Here is an 18773-nt window from a genome sequence, read left to right as displayed (position 1 = left end):
GATCAGATCATGCGTGCTAGGATGGCATCATGACAATATTTACGTCGCTGCCCGAGCGGACAGCCGTTCTGTTCGATCTCGATGGCACGATCATTGATAGTCGCGCAGGAATCATCGCGACCATTCATCGTGTGATTGCGGAACTCGGTCATGAGCCGGACCGCTCCGTGGACCTCACCTGGGTCGTTGGGCCACCGCTGGCCGATTTGATCGGTCAGGTCATCGCGCATTACGGCGATACCCGGACTGACCACGCTATCGCACTCTACCGCGCGTTCTATCAGGATGTCGGCGTTCCGAGCACGCCGCTGTTCCCGCACATGGCAAGCTATCTCGAAGCACTGTCCGCCTCGGAGACCAAGCTTTATCTTGCGACGTCGAAGCCGGCGGTGCTGGCGCGCCAGATCCTGGCCCGGCATGGCCTCGATGCCTGTTTCGACGCCATCTGCGGAGCGAACCCGGACGATACGGGTGCCGAAAAGCCGGAAATGATCGCAGGCATCCTGCGCGATCACGACCTGCGCCCGGAGCGCTGCGTCATGATCGGCGATCGTCGCTTCGATATCTCCGGCGCGCATGCGAACGCTATGCGCGCGATCGGTGTCCTGTGGGGCTATGGTGGGGAAGCGGAGCTTACCGAGGCCGGGGCGGATGCGATCGTCACGGTGCCCGACGGCCTGCCCGATGCGATCGAGCGGCAGTTGCGGCTGTCTGCGGCGCACACCGCCTGAGAGCCGTTGCGAAGGCCGATTCGTCGTTGGCCGCTTTACTGCCGGACCACACGCATCATCGCTGCCTGCTGACGAGACGGTTTGTTGGCGGACCGGTCTGCCAGGTCGCACCTGTCCTGTCGGGGCGTCCTACAGGCGGCCTTCCTGCCGCAGGCTGAGCCAGTTTCCCGGTCCGACGATCATGACGTCATGGACCGTGATCGACAGCGCCCCGGACCGCAGTGCCATCTTCGAGACGAGGTCGGCGCGGGCATCAGCCTGATCGGACAGATCCGTGCCGTCGCTCGGCTGGATTGCAATCAGGGCCGTTGCATGCAGCGCCAGCGCACGCCGGAAGATCGCACGGGTCATGTCGTCCCGATCGGCCTCGGCAATCGCCTCATCGGCCAGCAGCATGTTCCGGTTGTCAAGGAACAGGACCCGGAACTGACCAGAGACGGCGCCCTGCAACGCCAGATCGAGATAGCCGAGCAACTGGTCCCAGTTGCCGAGAGGCGGACGGGCGCGGGCCTCCGCGCCGGCAAGGCGCTCGGCCATGACCGGAACCAGCCTGAGGGCCCGGATCGCATCGTCCGACAGGGACGCCGCCCTGAGCGCGCGTGTCGGCGCCCGCAATACGGCGAACAGGCTGCCGAATTCATTGATCAGCGCCTTGGCCAGCGGCTTGGTGTCGCGCCGGGGAATGCCGAAGAACAGCAGCATTTCCAGCACTTCATAGTCGGCAAGCGACTGGGCGCCTGCGGCAAGGACGCGTGCGCGCATCCGGGCACGGTGGCCTTGCGGGCCGGTATTGCTGAACATGCTTGCAGCCGATCCTGCGTTGGCCATGCGGGCGGGTGCCTCTATGATGATGGGCGTGACCCAACTTTCCGACATCTTCTCCGGCCTGACCAGTCAGGATCCGGCTCCGGCGCCAGCCAGCGACTATCTCGATCGGCTGAATCCCGAGCAGCGTCTCGCGATCGAGACGACCGAAGGCCCGCTCCTGATTCTCGCAGGTGCCGGCACCGGCAAGACTCGCGTGCTGACGACGCGTTTCGCCCACATCCTGCTGACCGGACGCGCGCGGCCGAACCAGATCCTGGCCGTGACCTTCACGAACAAGGCAGCGCGCGAGATGCGCGAGCGCGTGGGCGCTCTTCTCGGTACGCCGCCGGAGGGGCTTTGGCTCGGCACGTTCCATGCGATCTGCGCGCGCATGCTGCGGCGTCATGCCGAATACGTAGGCCTGCGCCAGAACTTCACGATCCTCGACACCGACGATCAGATCCGCCTGCTCAAGCAGATCATGGAGCCCTATCGGATCGATACCAAGCGTTGGCCTCCGCAGGGTTTGCTTGGTGTCATCCAGCGCTGGAAGGACCGTGGCCTGACGCCTGCGCGGATCACGCCGGCCGAGGATACGGATTACGCGGGCAACGGCATCGCGCGGCGGATCTATGGTGAATATCAGGACCGGCTGGTTGCGCTGAATGCGTGCGATTTCGGCGATCTGATGCTGCACATGCTGGAGATCCTGCGGACACAGCCGGATGTGCTGGCACAGTATCACCGCTATTTCCGCTATATCCTGGTGGACGAGTATCAGGACACCAACACGATCCAGCATCTGTGGCTGCGTCTTCTGGCGAAACGCGACCAGGGCCCGTCCAATATCGCCTGCGTCGGCGATGACGACCAGTCGATCTATTCCTGGCGCGGGGCCGAAGTCGAAAACATCCTGCGGTTCGAGCACGACTATCCGGGCGCGAAGATTGTCCGTCTGGAGCGCAATTATCGGTCGACCGAGCAGATCCTTGCCGCTGCGGCCGGGCTGATCGCCCACAACGACGGACGTCTCGGCAAGACGCTCCGCTCCGGACGCGAGGACGCGACCGGCGAGCGCGTGCAGGTCATCGGGGTCTGGGATTCGGATGAGGAAGCGCGGATCGTGGCGGGCGCCATCGAGCAACTGCGCGCCGATGGCCATCCTCTGTCCGAGATTGCGATCCTGATGCGGGCCGGTTTCCAGACGCGCCCCTTCGAGGAACGGCTGATGACGCTCGGCTTGCCCTATCGCGTCGTCGGGGGCCTGCGGTTCTATGAGCGTGCCGAAATCCGCGATGCGATGGCCTACATGCGCGTCCTTGCTCAGCCGGCGGACGATCTTGCGTTCGAGCGGATCATCAATGTGCCGCGTCGGGGCGTCGGCACCGCCGCGCTGCAGAAACTCTACGTGCAGGCGCGCGCGCTTGGCGTGCCGCTGAGTGCCGCTGTCGCGCATCAGCTCGAGACCAACGCAATCAAGGGCAAGGCCCGCGAGGCGCTGCGCGAACTCATGGATGTCTTCGATCACGCACGCGACCGGCTGTCGTCCGACGGGCATGTCGTCGTGGTCGAGCGGATGCTGGAGGATAGCCAGTATCTGGCCATGTGGCGCAACGACAAGTCGCCCGAAGCGCCGGGGCGGCTGGACAATATTCGCGAACTGATCCGCGCCCTGACCGATTTCGGCTCGCTGGCGGGCTTTCTCGAGCATGTCTCCCTCGTCATGGACGCCGAGGACAACTCGGGCAACGACAAGATCAGCCTGATGACGCTGCATGGTGCCAAGGGCCTGGAGTTCGACACCGTGTTCCTGCCCGGCTGGGAGGAAGGCGTATTCCCGTCCCAGCGCACGATGGATGAAGGCGGCAACAAGGGCCTCGAGGAAGAACGCAGGCTCGCCTATGTCGGCCTGACGCGTGCCCGCAAGCGTGCGATCATTCTTCATGCTGCGAACCGCCGCATCTATGCCAACTGGCAGAGCGCGATCCCCTCGCGTTTCATCGAGGAAATTCCGTCCGAGCATGTCGAGCATCGCGGCCAGGCGATGACCGAGCGGCGTCAGCTTGCCAATGCCCCTTCGGTCTTCACGGCCGGGCCGATCCATGCGCGGGCCGCAAGCCGGAACGAACCGCGCATACCGCGCGTGACCGACGTGCTGCCGAAACCCTCCACAAACATTCCGCTTGGCGCACGTGTGTTTCATCAGAAATTCGGCTACGGCGTCGTCATCGGGGTCGATGACGACCGGTTGGCAATCAATTTCGAGAAGGCGGGTGAGAAGCGGGTGATGGCGGGTTTCGTGGAGCTGGCATCGTGAGGCTGCTCGGCCCGGGGGAAGTGCGACGGCACGCCTCGGCTCTGGAGACGATATCGGTCACCGTGCTGGAAGCGGCCGTGCCCCTGTTCGAGGAGGCGTTGTCGGTCGCCTGCACGACGATCGGCATTTTCGAGGCGGACGACGCCCAGAAATACTGGCGCATCGAGGGCGTGAAGGACATCGGCCACGGCGAGGAGCTACTGGCCGACGCGCTGTCCATCGCGCGCACCATCACGGGCGAAGATGCCGAGCTGACCCGCACGCGCACCGAGGCCGAAGGCTGGCTGGCACGCACCTATGATGCCTTCCCGCAGCAGGATGTCGGCCGCAGATTTGCCATACGCGGCACGCATCTGCCACCCGAGCGTGCCTCACGCCGACTGACGATCGTGCTGGATGCGGGTGTCGCCTTCGGCTCGGGCGAGCACGGTTCGACGCGCGGCTGCCTCCGCGCGCTCGAGATGGTGGCATATCGCAATCCGTCGCGGATTCTCGACATGGGCTGCGGCTCGGGCATTCTCGCGATGGCTGCCGCGATGTTCCTGCGCAAGCCGGTGCTCGCGGTCGACATCGAACCATGGTCGGTTCGGGTCGCACGCAGCAACGCCCGCCTGAATGGCATCGGAACGCTGGTGCGTGCGGAACTCGGGAACGGGTGGCGGACGCAGGCGGTCGCGCAGAACGCGCCCTATGATCTCGTGTTCGCAAATATCCTCGCGCGCCCGCTGTGCCGCATGGCGGCCGACCTCGCGCAGCACTTGGCGCCCGGCGGCACGGCGATCCTGGCCGGGCTTTTGCGCAGTCAGGGACGCATGGTGCTGGCCGCCCATCGCAGGCAAGGGCTCGTGCTGGAACGCTGGCTGCACGAAGGGGAATGGAGCACGCTCGTGCTGCGTCGCCGTGGCTGATGCCGTGATTGGCACCGTAATCCTGCGCGCTGCCCGTGATGGGGATCTGGATGCGATCCTCACTATTACGAACGATGCGATCGCCCATTCCGATGCAATCTGGGCGATCAGCCCTATGACGCGTGACCAGCGGGCCGCGTGGTTTGCCGACCGCACAAAGGCGGGGCTGCCGGTTCTGGTCGCAACCGACGCGGCTGAGACGGTTCTCGGCTTCGGATCCTACGGTCCGTTCCGGTTGTACGAGGGTTATCGCCGCACGATCGAGCATTCGGTCTATGTCGCGGCCAATGCGCGCGGATGCGGCATCGGGCGAATGCTGCTGGACGCCCTGATCGCGGAGGCGACGGCACAGGGTTTTCACATCATGATCGGGGCGATCACGGCGGACAACGCACCGTCCATCGCATTGCATCGCGCGGCAGGCTTCACCGAGTCGGCCGTCCTGCCTCAGGTGGGCCAGAAGTTCGGCCGTTGGCTCGATCTTCTCTTGATGTATCGTCTGCTCGATCAGTCACAGCCGGAGCCACATCAGCCATGACCCAGCTTGCCGAACGCCCTGCCCTGGTGCGCGACCGGCTCGCCGCAGCCGGTGTCGACGGATTCATCCTGCCGCGCGGCGACGAGCATCTGGGCGAGTACGTCCCGGCCTGCGCCGAGCGCCTTGCGTGGCTGACGGGCTTCACCGGCAGCGCGGGCCTCGCGATCCTCCTGCGCGATGCCGGCGCCGTATTTTCGGACGGCCGCTACGTGACGCAGATGGCGGATCAGGTGGACGATGCGATCTGGCAGCGACGCCATGTCACGCTGGAGCCGCCGTCGGCATGGCTTGCGGAACACGCGAAGGGCCTGAAGGTCGGCTACGATCCGAAGCTCATGAGCGAGTCCATGCTCGATATCGTTCGAGCACCCGGGGTCGAACTCGTGCCGCTCGATGCGAACCCGATCGACGCCGTGTGGGCGGACCGCCCTGCGCCGCCCGCCAGCCGGGTCACGTTGCAGCCGGACGACCTCAGCGGCGAATCGAGTGCATCCAAGCGGGCGCGACTGGCTGGAGAACTCAAGGCCGCAGGAGAGCAGGCCTTCGTTCTGTGCGACACCACGTCGGTCGCGTGGCTCCTGAATATCCGCGCCGACGATGTGCCCTGCACGCCCGTCGCGCTGGCCTTCGCCATCCTGCGCGACGATGCCTCCGTGGATGTGTTCATCGACCGCAACCGTCTCGATGAGGACGTTCTCGCGAGCTTCGGCGACAGCGTACGCGTCCATGCACCGGACCATCTGGAGCTGTCGCTGGACGCCCTGTGCCACAAGACCGTGCGCCTCGATCGCGCGACGACGCCGCAATGGTTCGCGCATCGCCTGGAAACGGCTGCGGCCCATCCCAAGGCAGGCGGCGATCCGTGCACCCTGCCGAAGGCCCGCAAGAATGCCGTCGAACAGGAAGGCGCCCGTGCGGCCCATGCACTGGACAGCGTGGCCCTGGTGCGGTTCCTGTACTGGTTTGAACGGCATGGCACCGGGCAGCACGAGACGGCACTGTCGGCGAAGCTCAACGCATTCCGGGCCCAGTCGCCGCGGTATCTAGGCGAAAGCTTCGAGGCGATCTCGGGCGCGGGGCCGAACGGCGCCGTGATCCATTACCGGGCGGCAGAAGGTCGTGACCGGGTGCTGGCCGAGAACGAGATCTATCTGATCGACAGCGGCGGCCAGTATCGCAGCGGCACGACCGACGTCACACGCACCCTGTGGTCGGGTCCCGGTCTGCCCGGCAACGATGTGCGGGAGGCCTATACGCGCGTGCTCAAGGGCAACATTGCCCTGTCACGTGCGCGCTTCCCGGCCGGCACGACCGGACACCGTCTCGATACGCTCGCCCGCATGGCGCTGTGGCAGGCCGGCCTCGACTATGATCATGGCACGGGTCACGGGATCGGGTCGTATCTCTCGGTTCACGAAGGGCCGTGCAACATCTCGGCCGTGCCGAGGCCGGTCGCGCTTGAACCGGGCATGATCATCTCGAACGAGCCGGGTTTCTACCGCCCCGGCGCGTTCGGCATGCGCATCGAGAACCTGCTGCTGGTGCGCGCCTCGAGCGTGGCACCGGAGAAGTTTCTTGAGTTCGAGACGCTGACTTTCGCGCCGTTCGCCCGAATTCTTATTGCGCCCGAACTGCTGTCTCCGGACGAGGTCCAGTGGATCGACGCCTATCACGCGCAGGTGCAGCGCCATCTTGCCGGGACGCTCGAGCCCGACGTCGCGGAATGGCTTGCCCGCGCCTGCGCTCCCCTTGCCTGACTGACCATCGATAGGACCGACACTGATGACTGATCGTATCCCCGCAACATTGATCGAAGGCGACGGCATCGGGCCGGAGATCATGCAGGCAACGCTGGCCGTCCTCGATGCGCTGGACGCCCCGTTCACCTGGGATCGTCAGGCAGCAGGCATGGCGGGCGTGGATGCGGCCGGCGATCCGCTGCCTGGTGCCACGATCGACAGCATCGCCCACACCGGGCTTGCCCTGAAAGGGCCGCTGACGACCCCGGTCGGCGGTGGTTTCAAGTCGATCAACGTGACGCTGCGTCAGCGCTTCGGCCTGTACGCGAATTTGCGTCCGACGCGCACCGTGGTGCCTGGCGGCCGGTTCGATAATGTGGATCTCGTCGTGGTGCGGGAGAACATCGAGGGGCTTTATGCCGCGATGGAGCACTATCTGCCGTGCGGCGACGACCCGCGCGGCCTGGCGTATGGCGCAGGCTTCAACAGCCGCGCGGAATGTCGCCGCATTGTGCGATTCGCGTTCGAGCACGCCGTGGCGAACGGCCGCAAGAAGGTCACGCTCGTTCACAAGGCCAATATTCTCAAGATCCTGAGCGGCATTTTCCTGGAAGAAGGTCGCAAGGTCGCTGCCGAATATGAAGGACGCGTGGCCGTCGACGAACGGATCGTCGATGCCTGTGCCATGCAGCTCGTCATCGCACCGCAGTCCTACGACGTGATCGTCACGACCAACCTGTTCGGCGATATTCTCTCCGATCTCGCGGCGGGTCTCGTGGGCGGGCTCGGCATGGCGCCGGGAGCGAATATCGGCGAGAAGGCGGCCATTTTCGAGGCGGTTCATGGCTCCGCTCCCGATATTGCGGGCCAGGGCATCGCCAATCCACTGGCGCTTCTGATGGCGGCAAGCCTGATGCTGGCCCATGTCGGCCGGCAGGATCTCGCGACGCGTCTGGATTCGGGTATCGACAAGGTAATCCGCAAGGATGGACTGCGGACGCGCGACCTCGGCGGTCAGGTCAACACGCATGAACTGACCGCAGCACTGGTTCAGGCGGTTTCCTGAGCCCTTAACTTCCAGTCAAGGTTCTTCGGGCAGAACAGCATGAATGACGCTGTTCTGCCGACTTCTCGGTCTCCTGACCTGCCTTGCGCTCCTGCTGCGTACTGCGTCGGCACACGACAGCAGCAGCATGATCGCAGCTGTGCCGCTGGGCGACCCCGCAGCACAGTGCGCCCGCGCTGCGGCGACTGCCGAGAGCGCGTTCCAGATCCCGACACGGCTGCTTGATGCGATAAGCCGGATAGAAAGCGGCCGCCGTGATCCCGAAAGCGGTGCGCTTCGCGCCTGGCCGTGGACCATCGATGCAAACGGACACGGCTACTTCTATGAAACGAAGGAAGAAGCGATTGCCGCCGCACGCGATTTCCTGAATCGCGGCGTCACATCGCTTGATGTCGGCTGCATGCAGATCAACCTGCGCAATCACCCCGACGCATTTGCGTCCCTCGACGCGGCGTTCGATCCCATGGCCAATGCCCGGTACGCAGCGGAGTTTCTGGGAACGCTTTTTCGAAAAAAGCACGGCTGGCCGGCAGCGGCCGGTGCCTATCACTCCCAGACACCGGGCATCGGCGATGACTACGCGCGGCGGGTCATGGCCCTGTGGACAGGAGGTGCCCTGCCCGGCTTCAGCCACATCATACCGCTTTCCGCCGGATTCCGGCCTGCGGAGCAGACGCCCCTTGGCTCGCCGTTCACGCCTCATCCGCCAACGGCTATCGCCTATGGTCCTCCTCCACGGATCATCCGGCGCGCAACTGCGCCCGGCAGTGCTTTCGGAGGCATGGCGGCATCCAGCGGCCGGACGTTGGCGGCCTACCGTGCCATGCCCGTCAGGATGGCGTGGCGGGGACGCTGACATTGCGCCTGGCCATCCCGATTGCTGCGGGGTTTTGGCAGGCTCACTGTGGAACAGATTCCTCGCCGGGCACATTTATGCTCATGCCTTGCAAGCAGGAAGACGTCGTTACTTCACGGTAACCGGCTGACAGGGCTGTTTCACAAACATCATCGAAAGATAAAAATCCGGCTTTTCTGGTAAATGTGTCTACAAAACGTTGGCAATATTATTCCCGAATATAATTGTTTTCACAATAAACAATCGAAGTTATCTCAGTAAATCGAGAATACGATCAAGTATCCGTGACCGAGCGTGGCCGCCTGTTAACGATTCTTCCATAAAACCGGTGTCTATTGCGCTGCAACACAGCCTAAAAAACCAGAAGGCGGAGCAGCTTGATCATGACGGTGTCGTTGTTGCAGCCCACGCAGGATACTCACGGCAGACCACGCCGTCCTGCTGCGATCATGCATCTGCGATCAGCGTTGAATGGCCTGCATCTGGGTCTGTTTACTTTCGACGACGCCTTGTGCGTCCAATTCATGAACGAGCAGCTCAGGATTGTGCTGGACCTGTCAGACGATGCTGCCGGAGCTGGCAGCGATTTGCAGACATTCATCGAAAGCAGCCCGATCCTCGCTTCGACCGCCGTTCAGCAGGTGCTGGCAGCCTGTCACGACGCGGTCCTCACGCGGCGGCTGAAGTTGCTGGAAATCAGCTCGAACGAAAAAGGAATTTTCTATTTTTCGATCAGGATTGAGCCCCTTCCCGATCAGACATTCCTCGCGACGATCGTCGACATGACCGCGCAGCGCGTCGCCGAAGCTCGCGCCGTCGAGGAGGCAATGTGTGATCCGCTGACCGGTCTGCCGAACAGGACGCTCTTCGAGGATCGGGTCGTCGCGGCGCTGGATCGCAATGCATCAGAGGGCGTCGATGGCCCCGCCGTCATGGTAATCGATCTCGATCGCTTCAAGAACGTCAACGACACGCTGGGTCATCTGACCGGAGACGGGCTGCTTCGACTTGTATCGAAGCGCCTTCAGGGCATGATGCGTCAGACCGACATTATAGCCCGGTTCGGCGGCGACGAGTTCGCAGCCCTTATCTCGCCGGCACCGGATCTTCAGTCCGTTTCCCTGCTTGCGTCGCGAATCGTCGACGTGCTCAGCCGCCCTTATCTGGTGGATGGTCACCTTGTGAATATCGGTGCCAGCGTCGGCGTCGCGGTAACCCCCCTGCGCGGGAGCACCTACGCGATCCTGCTGCGGAGCGCCGACCTGGCCCTCTATGATGCGAAATCCCGAGGGCGCGGGACCAGCAGCCTGTTTCAGCCGACCATGGACGTACGGGCGGCCGCAAGACGCCAGAATGAGAACGATCTGCGCAAAGCCTTGGCGCTGCGTGAATTCTCTCTTCACTTCCAACCTCAGATCGATCTTCAGAGAAACGTCATCGTCGGGTTTGAAGCGCTGCTACGCTGGCACCACCCGGAGCGCGGTCTCATCTCGCCCATGGAATTCATCCCTCTGGCTGAAGAGATCGGGCTGATCGTGCCTTTGGGAGAATGGGTTCTCTCGCAGGCCTGCCTCGCGGCAAGCTGCTGGCCAAGTGATATCTCTATTGCGGTCAACGTATCGCCTTGCCAGTTCGGGGATACAGATCGCCTGATCGACGCGGTCGCCGAGGCCCTTGCCGCGGCAGACATGCCAGGCAGCCGGCTTGAGCTCGAGATTACCGAAAGCGTTCTTCTTCAGGATGCCGACCGGGTGCTGGACGCTCTGCATCGCCTGCGTGCCATGGGTGTCCGTGTCGCGATGGACGATTTCGGGACGGGCTATTCGTCACTGAGCCAGTTGCACAGTTTTCCCTTCGACAAGATCAAGATCGATCGCTCCTTCGTGAAAGACCGCGCGGATGACCGTGGTCAGGATGCTGTCATCCGCGCGATCGCCGCGCTGGGCGGGAGCCTGGGCATGGCGACCATCGCCGAAGGCGTAGAGACACCTGAGCAGCTTGCCCGTATCCGCGAAGGCGGTTGCAAGATTGTTCAAGGCTATCTGTTCAGTCGCCCCATCCCTGTGGAGGAGGTCGATCTGATGATCGCTCGCCACAACAGCAAAAAAAACACTGATAACTGACAAGGAATAGCGATGTCCGCACTCTATCAGGTTCTCTATTGCAGTCGGAACCGCATGTCGGGCGGCTCGAAGCTGGTTTCCGACAATATAGAGACGATTCTGGCGATATCGCGCCAGAACAATGCGCGCGATCAGGTGCCGGGTGGGCTCATCTTCAGCGACGGATGCTTCGCCCAGGTTCTGGAAGGTCCGATGGATGCCGTGGTGGCGGCCTTCGAGCGCATCCAATGCGATGAGCGCCACAGCGAAGTCATTGTATTGCGGTCCGGCCCTATCCAGGCCCGGAGTTTCGCCGACTGGTCGATGGCTTTTACAGGCTCGAGCGACACCACGCTGTCGTCGCAACTGCCAATTTCAGCGGTATCGGAAGACGGCGATGCCGTTCTGGCGCTGCTGAAATCGGTGGTGGTCCGGGAGACGGAATGGCTGCGACGACGCGTCAACTGACACGTGCCACGACGATCGCACATACGCCAAACGGATGCTGACACGGTCCATAACGCGATGCCGACGCAAAATTAGCAATCGGACAGGCAGCAGGCCTGACAAAGCACGTTCAGGCGGCCTCTATCAGGGCGGCAGACGTTCGGAAATTTCGGTTTGTTGGCGGAGGGGATGAGATTCGAACTCACGGTACGGCTTGACACCGTACAACGGTTTAGCAAACCGCCGCCTTCAGCCACTCGGCCACCCCTCCGCCGGAGAGACGCAGTTTAACACGGCGTTTGCAGGGTGCTTTTACGAGGGAACGACGGCTGCGTAAAGAGCCGCCGCTCCCTTTTTCGCGGCTATTCCGCGAGCTGCTTCTTCAGTGCGTCATTCACCATGGCCGGGTTCGCCTTGCCCTTCATGGCCTTCATGGTCTGCCCCACGAAGAACCCGAACAGCTTGTCCTTGCCCGAGCGGTATTCCGCGACCTTGTCCGCATTGGCCGCCAGAATGTCGGCGATGGCGGCATCGATCGCGCCCGTGTCCGTCACCTGACGCAGACCCTCGCGATCCACGATCTGGAGCGGCGCCTCGCCCGTCTCGACCATGATTTCCAGGACGTCCTTGGCAATCTTGCCGTTGATGGTCTGATCCGAGATCAGCCCCAGCAGCTCGCGCAGGGCCTGAGCGCTGACAGGGCTGTTCTCGATCGAACGACCGGTCCGGTTCAGGGCTGCGAAGAAATCGCCGAGGATCCAGTTGGTCGCGAGGCGTGCGTCCGCATCACGGGCCACTGTTTCGTAGAAGTCAGCAACGGCCTGTTCGACCGTCAACACACCCGATTCGTAGCGTGTGATGCCATATTCGGCCTCAAGACGGGCTCGTTTGGCCTCCGGCAATTCCGGCAGGGCCGCTTTCAGCGCGTCGATCCATGGCTGCTCGATCACGAGCGGCAGCAGGTCCGGATCCGGGAAATAGCGGTAATCGTGCGCGTCTTCCTTGCTGCGCAGCGAGCGTGTCTCGCCCCGCGCGGAATCGAACAGGCGCGTTTCCTGATCGACCGTCCCGCCCGACTCCCAGACCTCGATCTGCCGCGCGGCTTCGACCTCGATCGCCTGCATGACGAAGCGAATCGAATTGACGTTCTTGATCTCGCAGCGTGTGCGGAATTCTTCGCCCGGCTTGCGCACCGAAACGTTCACGTCGGCCCGCATGGAGCCTTCTTCCATATTGCCGTCGCACGTGCCGAGATAACGCAGGATCTGACGCAGCTTGCGCAGATAGGCGCCCGCTTCCTCCGGCGAGCGAATGTCCGGCTCGCTGACGATCTCCATCAAGGCAACGCCTGCACGATTGAGATCGATGAAGGATCGCGTCGGATCCTGGTCATGCATCGACTTGCCGGCATCCTGCTCGAGATGCAGTCGTGTCACGCCGATGTGGCGCACGGTCCCGTCGGCGAGTTCGATCTCGACCGTGCCCGTGCCGATGATCGGATGCGCGAACTGGCTGATCTGATAGCCGGTCGGCAGATCAGCATAGAAATAGTTCTTCCGGTCGAACCGGCTGAACAGGTTGATTTCCGCATTCAGACCAAGACCCGTGCGGACGGCCTGTGCCACGCATTCGGCATTGAGCACCGGCAGCATCCCGGGGAAGCCCGCATCGATCAGACTCACATGGGTGTTCGGCTCACCGCCATAGGATGCGGACGCGCCCGAAAACAGCTTGGCCTGGCTGATGACCTGCGCGTGAACCTCGAGACCGACGACGATCTCCCAAAGCCCCGTGCTGCCTTCGATCCGATACCCGCTCATGCCGCTGCTCCTGCCCACAAGGCCGGAACATGCGTAAAGCCCGCGGAGCGCTCCAGCACGCGCGCTGCCGCATAAAGCGTTTCCTCGTCGAAGAACTTTCCGATCAGCTGCAGACCCAGCGGCAGCCCCTGCCCGTCCAGACCGGCCGGCACAGAGATCGCCGGCACGCCGGCCATGCTTGCAGGCACCGTGAAGATGTCGTTGAGATACATCTGCACCGGATCATCCGGCACTTCGTTCGTCGCGAACGCAGCGGACGGCGCAGTCGGCGTCAGCAACACATCCACGTTCTCGAAAGCGCTCAGGAAGTCACGCTGGATCAGCGTGCGGACCTTCTGGGCGCGCAGGTAGTAGGCATCGTAATACCCGGCCGACAGCACATAGGTGCCAAGCAGGACACGACGGCGCACCTCGGCACCGAAGCCTGCCGCGCGCGTCGCCTCATACAGCGCATCCAGCGTTTCGGCAGGAACGCGCTTGCCGAACCGCACACCGTCGTATCGGGCGAGGTTGGAGGACGCCTCCGCCAGCGCCACGATATAATAGGTCGGCAGGCCGTATTTCGTGTGAGGCAGCGAAACGTCCACGATTTCGGCGCCCTCGGCGCGCAGCCAGTCGATACCTTGCGTCCACAGCGCCTCGATCTCCGGCGACATGCCCGGCGCGTGATATTCCTTGGGAATGCCGACACGCATGCCGCGCACGCCGCGCTCGAGTGCCGCGCGATAATCCGGCACTGCCCGGTCGACGCTCGTCGAATCGCGAGGATCGAAGCCTGCCATCGCGCCCAGCATGATCGCGCTGTCCGTCACGTCGCGCGTCATCGGGCCCGCCTGATCGAGCGAGCTTGCAAACGCGATCGTGCCGAAGCGCGAGCAACGGCCATAGGTCGGCTTCATGCCCACGATGCCGCAAAACGACGCCGGCTGCCGGATCGAACCGCCGGTATCGGTGCCGGTCGCACCCAGAACCAGGCCGCCCGCGACGGCCGCCGCCGACCCGCCCGATGAGCCGCCCGGCACCAGAGCCGCCTCCGAGCCGGTGCGCTTCCACGGGTTCTGAACCGGGCCGAACGCGGACGTCAGGTTGCCCGATCCCATCGCGAACTCGTCGAGATTGGTCTTGCCGGCGAAGACCGCGCCGGCGTCGAGCAGGTTCTGCGTGACCGTGCTCTCATATGGCGGCACGAAATCGCCCAGGATCCTGCTTGCAGCCGTCGTACGGACACCCGTCGTGCAGAACAGGTCCTTGATGCCAAGCGGGATGCCGAGCAGCGGGCCCGTCTTGCCCTGTGCACGCGCGTCGTCCGCTGCCTTGGCATGGGCGCGACCCTGCTCGAGCGTCGGCGTGATGAAGCTGTTCAGCGTCCCGTCATGCGTTGTGATCGCGTTCGCACATGTGTCGAACAGCCAGGAGGCGGTTATCTCGCGCTTGTCGAGTGCTTCGAGTGCCGTTGCGATAGTAAAGCCGCGCATCACTCGACCACCTTTGGCACCGTGAAATAGGCGTCGACCCGGTCGGGCGCATTCGACAGCACGTCCTCGCGCCGGTTGCCGTCGGTCACCGCATCCTCGCGCAGGCGCGGCATCGCAAGGCCGGTGCCGATCATGGGCGGCACACCGTCGACGTCCACTTCCCCGAGTTGTTCGACCCAGCCGATGATTCCGTCGAGCTCGTGGCCAAGGGGGACGAGTTCGTCGTCCGCGACACCTATTCGCGCCAATCTGGCGATGCGACGGACCGTCTGCGCGTCGAGCGGCATGAGGCGGTTTACTCCTGCTTGTCGGGAAAAATCTGGCGTTCCAGCCGTTGCCTCAGCATAACGCGGACCCATGGCCCTGTTCAATCCGCACGAGCTTCGTGCGTCCCTCGCTCCGAACGCACGCCTGCTCGGGCTCGATCCGGGCAGCCGGACGATCGGGCTCGCGCTGTCCGACGTCTCGCTGATGCTTGCCTCGCCGTTCGCTACCGTGAAGCGGGACAAGCTCGGCAAGGTCGCGGATGCGCTTGCGAAGATCGTTCGTGCCCAGGATGTCGGAGGGATTGTGACGGGGCTTCCGCTTTCGCTCGATGGCAGTTTCGGGCCGGCGGCGCGGGCGGCACAGGACTGGACGGAGGCTCTGAGCGATCGTCTGGGCGTGCCGGCCTGCGCCTGGGACGAGCGGCTGTCCTCGAGCGCAGTCAATCGCTTCCTGATCAGCGACATGGACATGACGCGCAAGCGTCGCGCAGAGGTCGTGGACAAGATGGCAGCGGCTTACACGCTCCAGAGCTATCTGGACGCGACACGCGAAACGATCTGATTTTTTTGGGGAGTTTCGCCGGACCAGATGGTGGGCGCAACAGGGATTGAACCTGTGACCCCTACCATGTCAAGGTAGTGCTCTACCGCTGAGCTATGCGCCCATCCGGTCCGGTGACGCGCTTCTAGCGTCGTGCGATCGGGCTTGCAAGAGCCTAGCGGACCAAAAAAATTGCAGCGTGGGTTCGCACGGGTTACCAGCAAAAAATGGATGCCGGCCCAATCTCTGCTCCGCCGCCGATGCGGATTGCCTATCCGCCGGCTTTGACACCGGTGGTGGTCGCATCTCCTCATTCGGGCATGCACTATCCGGCGGCGTTTCTGGAAACAGCCAGGCTCGATCTGGCGATGCTGCGTCGATCCGAGGACTGCTTCGTCGATTCGCTGCTGGCCGATGCGCCGGCCTGCGGTGCGCCGCTGATCGCAGCGACGTTCCCACGTGTGTTCTGCGACGTGAACCGCGCGAAATGGGAACTCGACCCTGCGATGTTCGATGGCCGTCTGCCGGTCGATGCCATCACCGATTCGCCCAAACTGCGCGCCGGATTCGGGATGATGGCGCGGCGCGCGGGTCCCGGTCGGGACATCTACCGCAAGCCGCTCCCGGTAGCCGAGGCAGCCTATCGGCAGACCATGTTCTGGCAGCCCTACCACGACGCCCTGCGTTCGCTGATCGATCGCGCACTCGACCGGTTCGGGCGCTGCCTTCTGCTGGACGGGCATTCGATGCCGAAAAGTCCCTTCCGGAACGCGCCCGACATCGTGCTGGGCGACGCCCATGGCACGGCCTGCGACCCCAGGCTGGTCGCGATCGTCGAGAATGCGCTCCGGGCAAGGAACTACACGGTCGCACGAAACAATCCGTATGCCGGTGGCTACGTCACACGTCATTATGGACGACCGCATTTCGGCGTTCATGTGCTGCAGATCGAGATCAGTCGCAGTCTTTATATGGATGAGGAAACACTGCTGCCACTGTCGTCTTTCGAGCGTGTCCGTCATGACCTGACGAGCGTGATGGCCGAAGTCGTGGATGCGGCGGAAGCGATGCACGCACTGGGTCTGGGTCGATCAGCCGGGCGCAGTATCCCCGGCGCGGCATGAGATGGCTGGCATCGCGTGGAAGCACGCGATGCCAGCCTGTTCCTGGTCAGAGACCGCGCGCAATGATCGCACGCGCCTGCGGCGCCGAGAATATCGGCGCGGCAGGCTTGGCGCTTACCAGTTCGACAGCGGCCTCGACGACTGGCAGCAGGGCCTGAATTGCCGCGACGATCGTGCCGACGGGCGTCGGCAACAAACTCAGGAACGGCGTCACCAAAGCCAGGGCCGCAGATACGCTGCTTTCCAGCGTCTTGACCCATCCCTGCCCGGTCGTGATTGCAATCGTCCCGCCGGAATTGGCGGCAACCGTGGTGGCCACGTTCCGAATCGAGGTCAGTGCCTCATTGAACGTGCTCACCGAATCGGCCGACAGCACGCTCTGAACGACCGGCGCGGCATCGAGCGCGAGCACGCCCGATTCAATCGCCGCCACGTTCTCGGAGATGATCGCCACATTGAGCGTCACGACGCCGTTGCTTTCGCTGCACGCTGCAAGCAGTGGCGCAGCGACAAGCGCAGATGCGCCGCACAGAAACGCGCGGCGTGATGCCGAAGTGGCCACGGGGGCGCCGCTCACGACGCCACCTGCCGCGCATCGGGTGTATTGCTGACCGGCCAGGCGCTTTGCGCGAAGATCTGACCGTAGCCATGAACTTCCGTGAGGAACGTCTGCTCGCCGTTCAACGCGATCCGCACCGTCGGCATCAGAGTGCCGCCGATCCGATAGGTCGCAGGGTTGTCCGGAGCCGGGACCGGAGCCGGGACCGTATTGATGAATGCCTGCACATAGCCCTGCGGATCGACGAAATGCGAATACGTGCAGTAGGGCTGGCTTGAAGGATTGCCCAGTACGAGACCCGAACCGTTCAGCGGCACGTAAGGCCCGAAAATGCCGTCGCGCGAGACGAACCCGTACAGGCCGTCGGGGCCCTGCAGACCGCCGGAATAGGTGGAGTGATGGCTGATCGTGAAGATGTAGGTCAGGCCATCCCTGAACACGGCATGCGGCCGTTCCGTCTGGTCGTTCACCCCCAGCGACGTGATCAGCGCCGGAAGCAGTTCCCAGTTCTCGCCCGAAAATGCGCCCTGCTCATAGGCGCCTTCCTTCAGCCGCGCGATCCCGATCGCAGCGGCCCCATACTGCGCGCCCGATCCGACCTGATAGCCGGGTGGCACCGGCCCCATTTCGCGGTCGCCGATGATGAAATCGCCGCGCATGCCGGGCACGTTGCCCTCGAACAGGGCGTAGATGCGACCGTCATCGGGGTTGCGGAATATATGCGGGTCGCGGAAATCCCAGTAGGCGTCCTCGGCCTCGTTGGCGTAGTTCACGCCATCAGCCTGAAACATCTCGGTCGTCGTGGAAAAGCCGTCGAACCAGACGCCGGTTTCATCCGAGCGAATCGTGCCGGTCGAGACGGAAACCACGCTTTCGAAATCCGTCCGGGCGGTGTCGGCGTAGCCGCAGGACGTATAGAACATGTCCAGCGTCGCATCCGTGCCCTCGCGCATCACGAGGCTTCCGGACCATTCCCAGGGACGCAGATCCGCCGATTGCTGCAGAAGCCGCCCGCCCCACGTCCAGGCCAGTCCGTCACGCGAATACCAGTAGCCGATGAAGGCCGAGTTGTTTCTGGACTGCCATTCCTGCGCAATGTTCGAATCGGCATGACTGATACAGGTCGCGGCCAGCGACCACATCACGTGCCAGCCCTTGAAGGTCACGGTGCGACCATGAATGTCCCGCAGCGCACCCGTGTCCCAGATCAGGACCTTGTCATCCATGACCGGGAAGTTCTGGGCGATCGGCGGCAGCGTGGTGGTCGGATCGTCGGTGCGGACCTTGAGTGCGTCAGCAATGGTCCAGCGGGAGCCGTAATGCCTGAGGATCGGATGCGGCTTCTGGATGCTCAAATCGACAATCTGAAAATTCATGCGGACCCCATAAAAAAAGCCGCCCGAAATGGGGCGGCTTCAAAGCGAATGCACAACGCACGCTCGAGTGTCGTTGGCATTATGCCATAGATACGACAAAA

General features: G+C 63.4%; 17 protein-coding genes and 2 tRNA genes. 11 read left to right on the top strand and 8 right to left on the bottom strand.

The annotated features are described in order from the left end of the window. The first annotated feature begins 29 nt into the window (after nt 1–29). A complete protein-coding gene (locus B8446_RS03610; protein ID WP_048847251.1) occupies nt 30–731 on the top strand; it encodes an HAD hydrolase-like protein in 702 nt (233 codons plus the stop codon). Nucleotides 732–860: 129 nt separating this feature from the next. On the opposite strand, the gene B8446_RS03605 is transcribed toward B8446_RS03610, so the two are convergent. Beyond that, on the bottom strand, nt 861–1532 hold the full coding sequence (locus B8446_RS03605; RefSeq protein WP_241767613.1) for a JAB domain-containing protein: 672 nt from the start codon (nt 1530–1532) through the stop codon (nt 861–863). Between the two features lie 49 nt (nt 1533–1581). Here B8446_RS03605 and B8446_RS03600 point away from each other — a divergent pair, with 49 nt between their 5' ends. From B8446_RS03600 to B8446_RS03565, 8 genes are all read left to right on the top strand, one after another. Then, a complete protein-coding gene (locus tag B8446_RS03600) occupies nt 1582–3855 on the top strand; it encodes an ATP-dependent helicase (protein WP_048847437.1) in 2274 nt (757 codons plus the stop codon). A gap of 2 nt (nt 3856–3857) precedes the next feature. Then, nucleotides 3858–4763, top strand: a complete 906-nt coding sequence (locus B8446_RS03595; protein WP_048847435.1) for a 50S ribosomal protein L11 methyltransferase — start codon at nt 3858–3860, stop codon at nt 4761–4763. Nucleotides 4764–4767: 4 nt separating this feature from the next. Continuing rightward, entirely contained in the window at nt 4768–5301 is a 534-nt protein-coding gene (locus tag B8446_RS03590; RefSeq protein WP_306301099.1) for a GNAT family N-acetyltransferase, read from the top strand. Continuing rightward, the gene (locus tag B8446_RS03585; RefSeq protein WP_048847247.1) at nt 5298–7058 is read left to right on the top strand and encodes an aminopeptidase P family protein; all 1761 of its coding nucleotides are present in this window, start codon (nt 5298–5300) and stop codon (nt 7056–7058) included. The genes B8446_RS03590 and B8446_RS03585 overlap by 4 nt, the downstream gene beginning before the upstream one ends. Nucleotides 7059–7083: 25 nt before the next feature. After that, entirely contained in the window at nt 7084–8106 is a 1023-nt protein-coding gene (locus tag B8446_RS03580) for an isocitrate/isopropylmalate dehydrogenase family protein (protein WP_084712038.1), read from the top strand. Between the two features lie 43 nt (nt 8107–8149). Continuing rightward, entirely contained in the window at nt 8150–8962 is an 813-nt protein-coding gene (locus B8446_RS03575) for a lytic transglycosylase domain-containing protein (RefSeq protein ID WP_053053672.1), read from the top strand. A gap of 383 nt (nt 8963–9345) precedes the next feature. Beyond that, nucleotides 9346–11085 (top strand): putative bifunctional diguanylate cyclase/phosphodiesterase, encoded by a 1740-nt coding sequence (locus B8446_RS03570; protein ID WP_084712037.1) that lies wholly within the window; start codon nt 9346–9348, stop codon nt 11083–11085. Nucleotides 11086–11097: 12 nt separating this feature from the next. After that, the gene (locus B8446_RS03565) at nt 11098–11532 is read left to right on the top strand and encodes a BLUF domain-containing protein (protein WP_053053668.1); all 435 of its coding nucleotides are present in this window, start codon (nt 11098–11100) and stop codon (nt 11530–11532) included. Between the two features lie 157 nt (nt 11533–11689). Here the strand turns inward: B8446_RS03565 and B8446_RS03560 are convergent. The 4 genes from B8446_RS03560 to gatC form a co-directional block, all read right to left on the bottom strand. Then, nucleotides 11690–11782 (bottom strand) — tRNA-Ser (locus tag B8446_RS03560). Nucleotides 11783–11873: 91 nt separating this feature from the next. Further along, nucleotides 11874–13331: an Asp-tRNA(Asn)/Glu-tRNA(Gln) amidotransferase subunit GatB gene (gene gatB, locus B8446_RS03555; RefSeq protein WP_048847243.1), complete on the bottom strand. Its 1458-nt coding sequence runs from the start codon at nt 13329–13331 to the stop codon at nt 11874–11876. After that, complete coding sequence (gene gatA / locus B8446_RS03550) at nt 13328–14806, bottom strand: Asp-tRNA(Asn)/Glu-tRNA(Gln) amidotransferase subunit GatA (protein WP_048847241.1); 1479 nt, start codon at nt 14804–14806, stop codon at nt 13328–13330. The genes gatB and gatA overlap by 4 nt, the downstream gene beginning before the upstream one ends. Further along, complete coding sequence (gatC, locus tag B8446_RS03545) at nt 14806–15093, bottom strand: Asp-tRNA(Asn)/Glu-tRNA(Gln) amidotransferase subunit GatC (RefSeq protein WP_048847240.1); 288 nt, start codon at nt 15091–15093, stop codon at nt 14806–14808. Before gatC ends, gatA begins: the two co-directional genes overlap by 1 nt. A 70-nt stretch (nt 15094–15163) precedes the next feature. Between gatC and ruvX the strand changes: the two genes are divergently transcribed. After that, nucleotides 15164–15634, top strand: a complete 471-nt coding sequence (ruvX, locus tag B8446_RS03540; RefSeq protein ID WP_048847238.1) for a Holliday junction resolvase RuvX — start codon at nt 15164–15166, stop codon at nt 15632–15634. A 28-nt stretch (nt 15635–15662) separates the two neighbouring features. Here the strand turns inward: ruvX and B8446_RS03535 are convergent. Next, nucleotides 15663–15737 (bottom strand) — tRNA-Val (locus B8446_RS03535). A 103-nt stretch (nt 15738–15840) separates the two neighbouring features. Here B8446_RS03535 and B8446_RS03530 point away from each other — a divergent pair. Beyond that, on the top strand, nt 15841–16737 hold the full coding sequence (locus tag B8446_RS03530; RefSeq protein WP_048847236.1) for an N-formylglutamate amidohydrolase: 897 nt from the start codon (nt 15841–15843) through the stop codon (nt 16735–16737). A gap of 46 nt (nt 16738–16783) precedes the next feature. Here B8446_RS03530 and B8446_RS03525 read toward each other — a convergent pair whose 3' ends face one another. Further along, the gene (locus B8446_RS03525) at nt 16784–17314 is read right to left on the bottom strand and encodes a hypothetical protein (protein WP_048847234.1); all 531 of its coding nucleotides are present in this window, start codon (nt 17312–17314) and stop codon (nt 16784–16786) included. Further along, on the bottom strand, nt 17311–18672 hold the full coding sequence (locus B8446_RS03520; RefSeq protein WP_084712036.1) for a glycoside hydrolase family 68 protein: 1362 nt from the start codon (nt 18670–18672) through the stop codon (nt 17311–17313). Before B8446_RS03520 ends, B8446_RS03525 begins: the two co-directional genes overlap by 4 nt. Between the last annotated feature and the right edge of the window lie 101 nt (nt 18673–18773).

The organism is Tanticharoenia sakaeratensis NBRC 103193, from assembly GCF_000963885.1.
Lineage (GTDB): Bacteria > Pseudomonadota > Alphaproteobacteria > Acetobacterales > Acetobacteraceae > Tanticharoenia > Tanticharoenia sakaeratensis.
The sequence above is the reverse complement of the archived record's forward strand: the minus strand, read 5'-3'. Positions and strand labels throughout refer to the sequence as shown.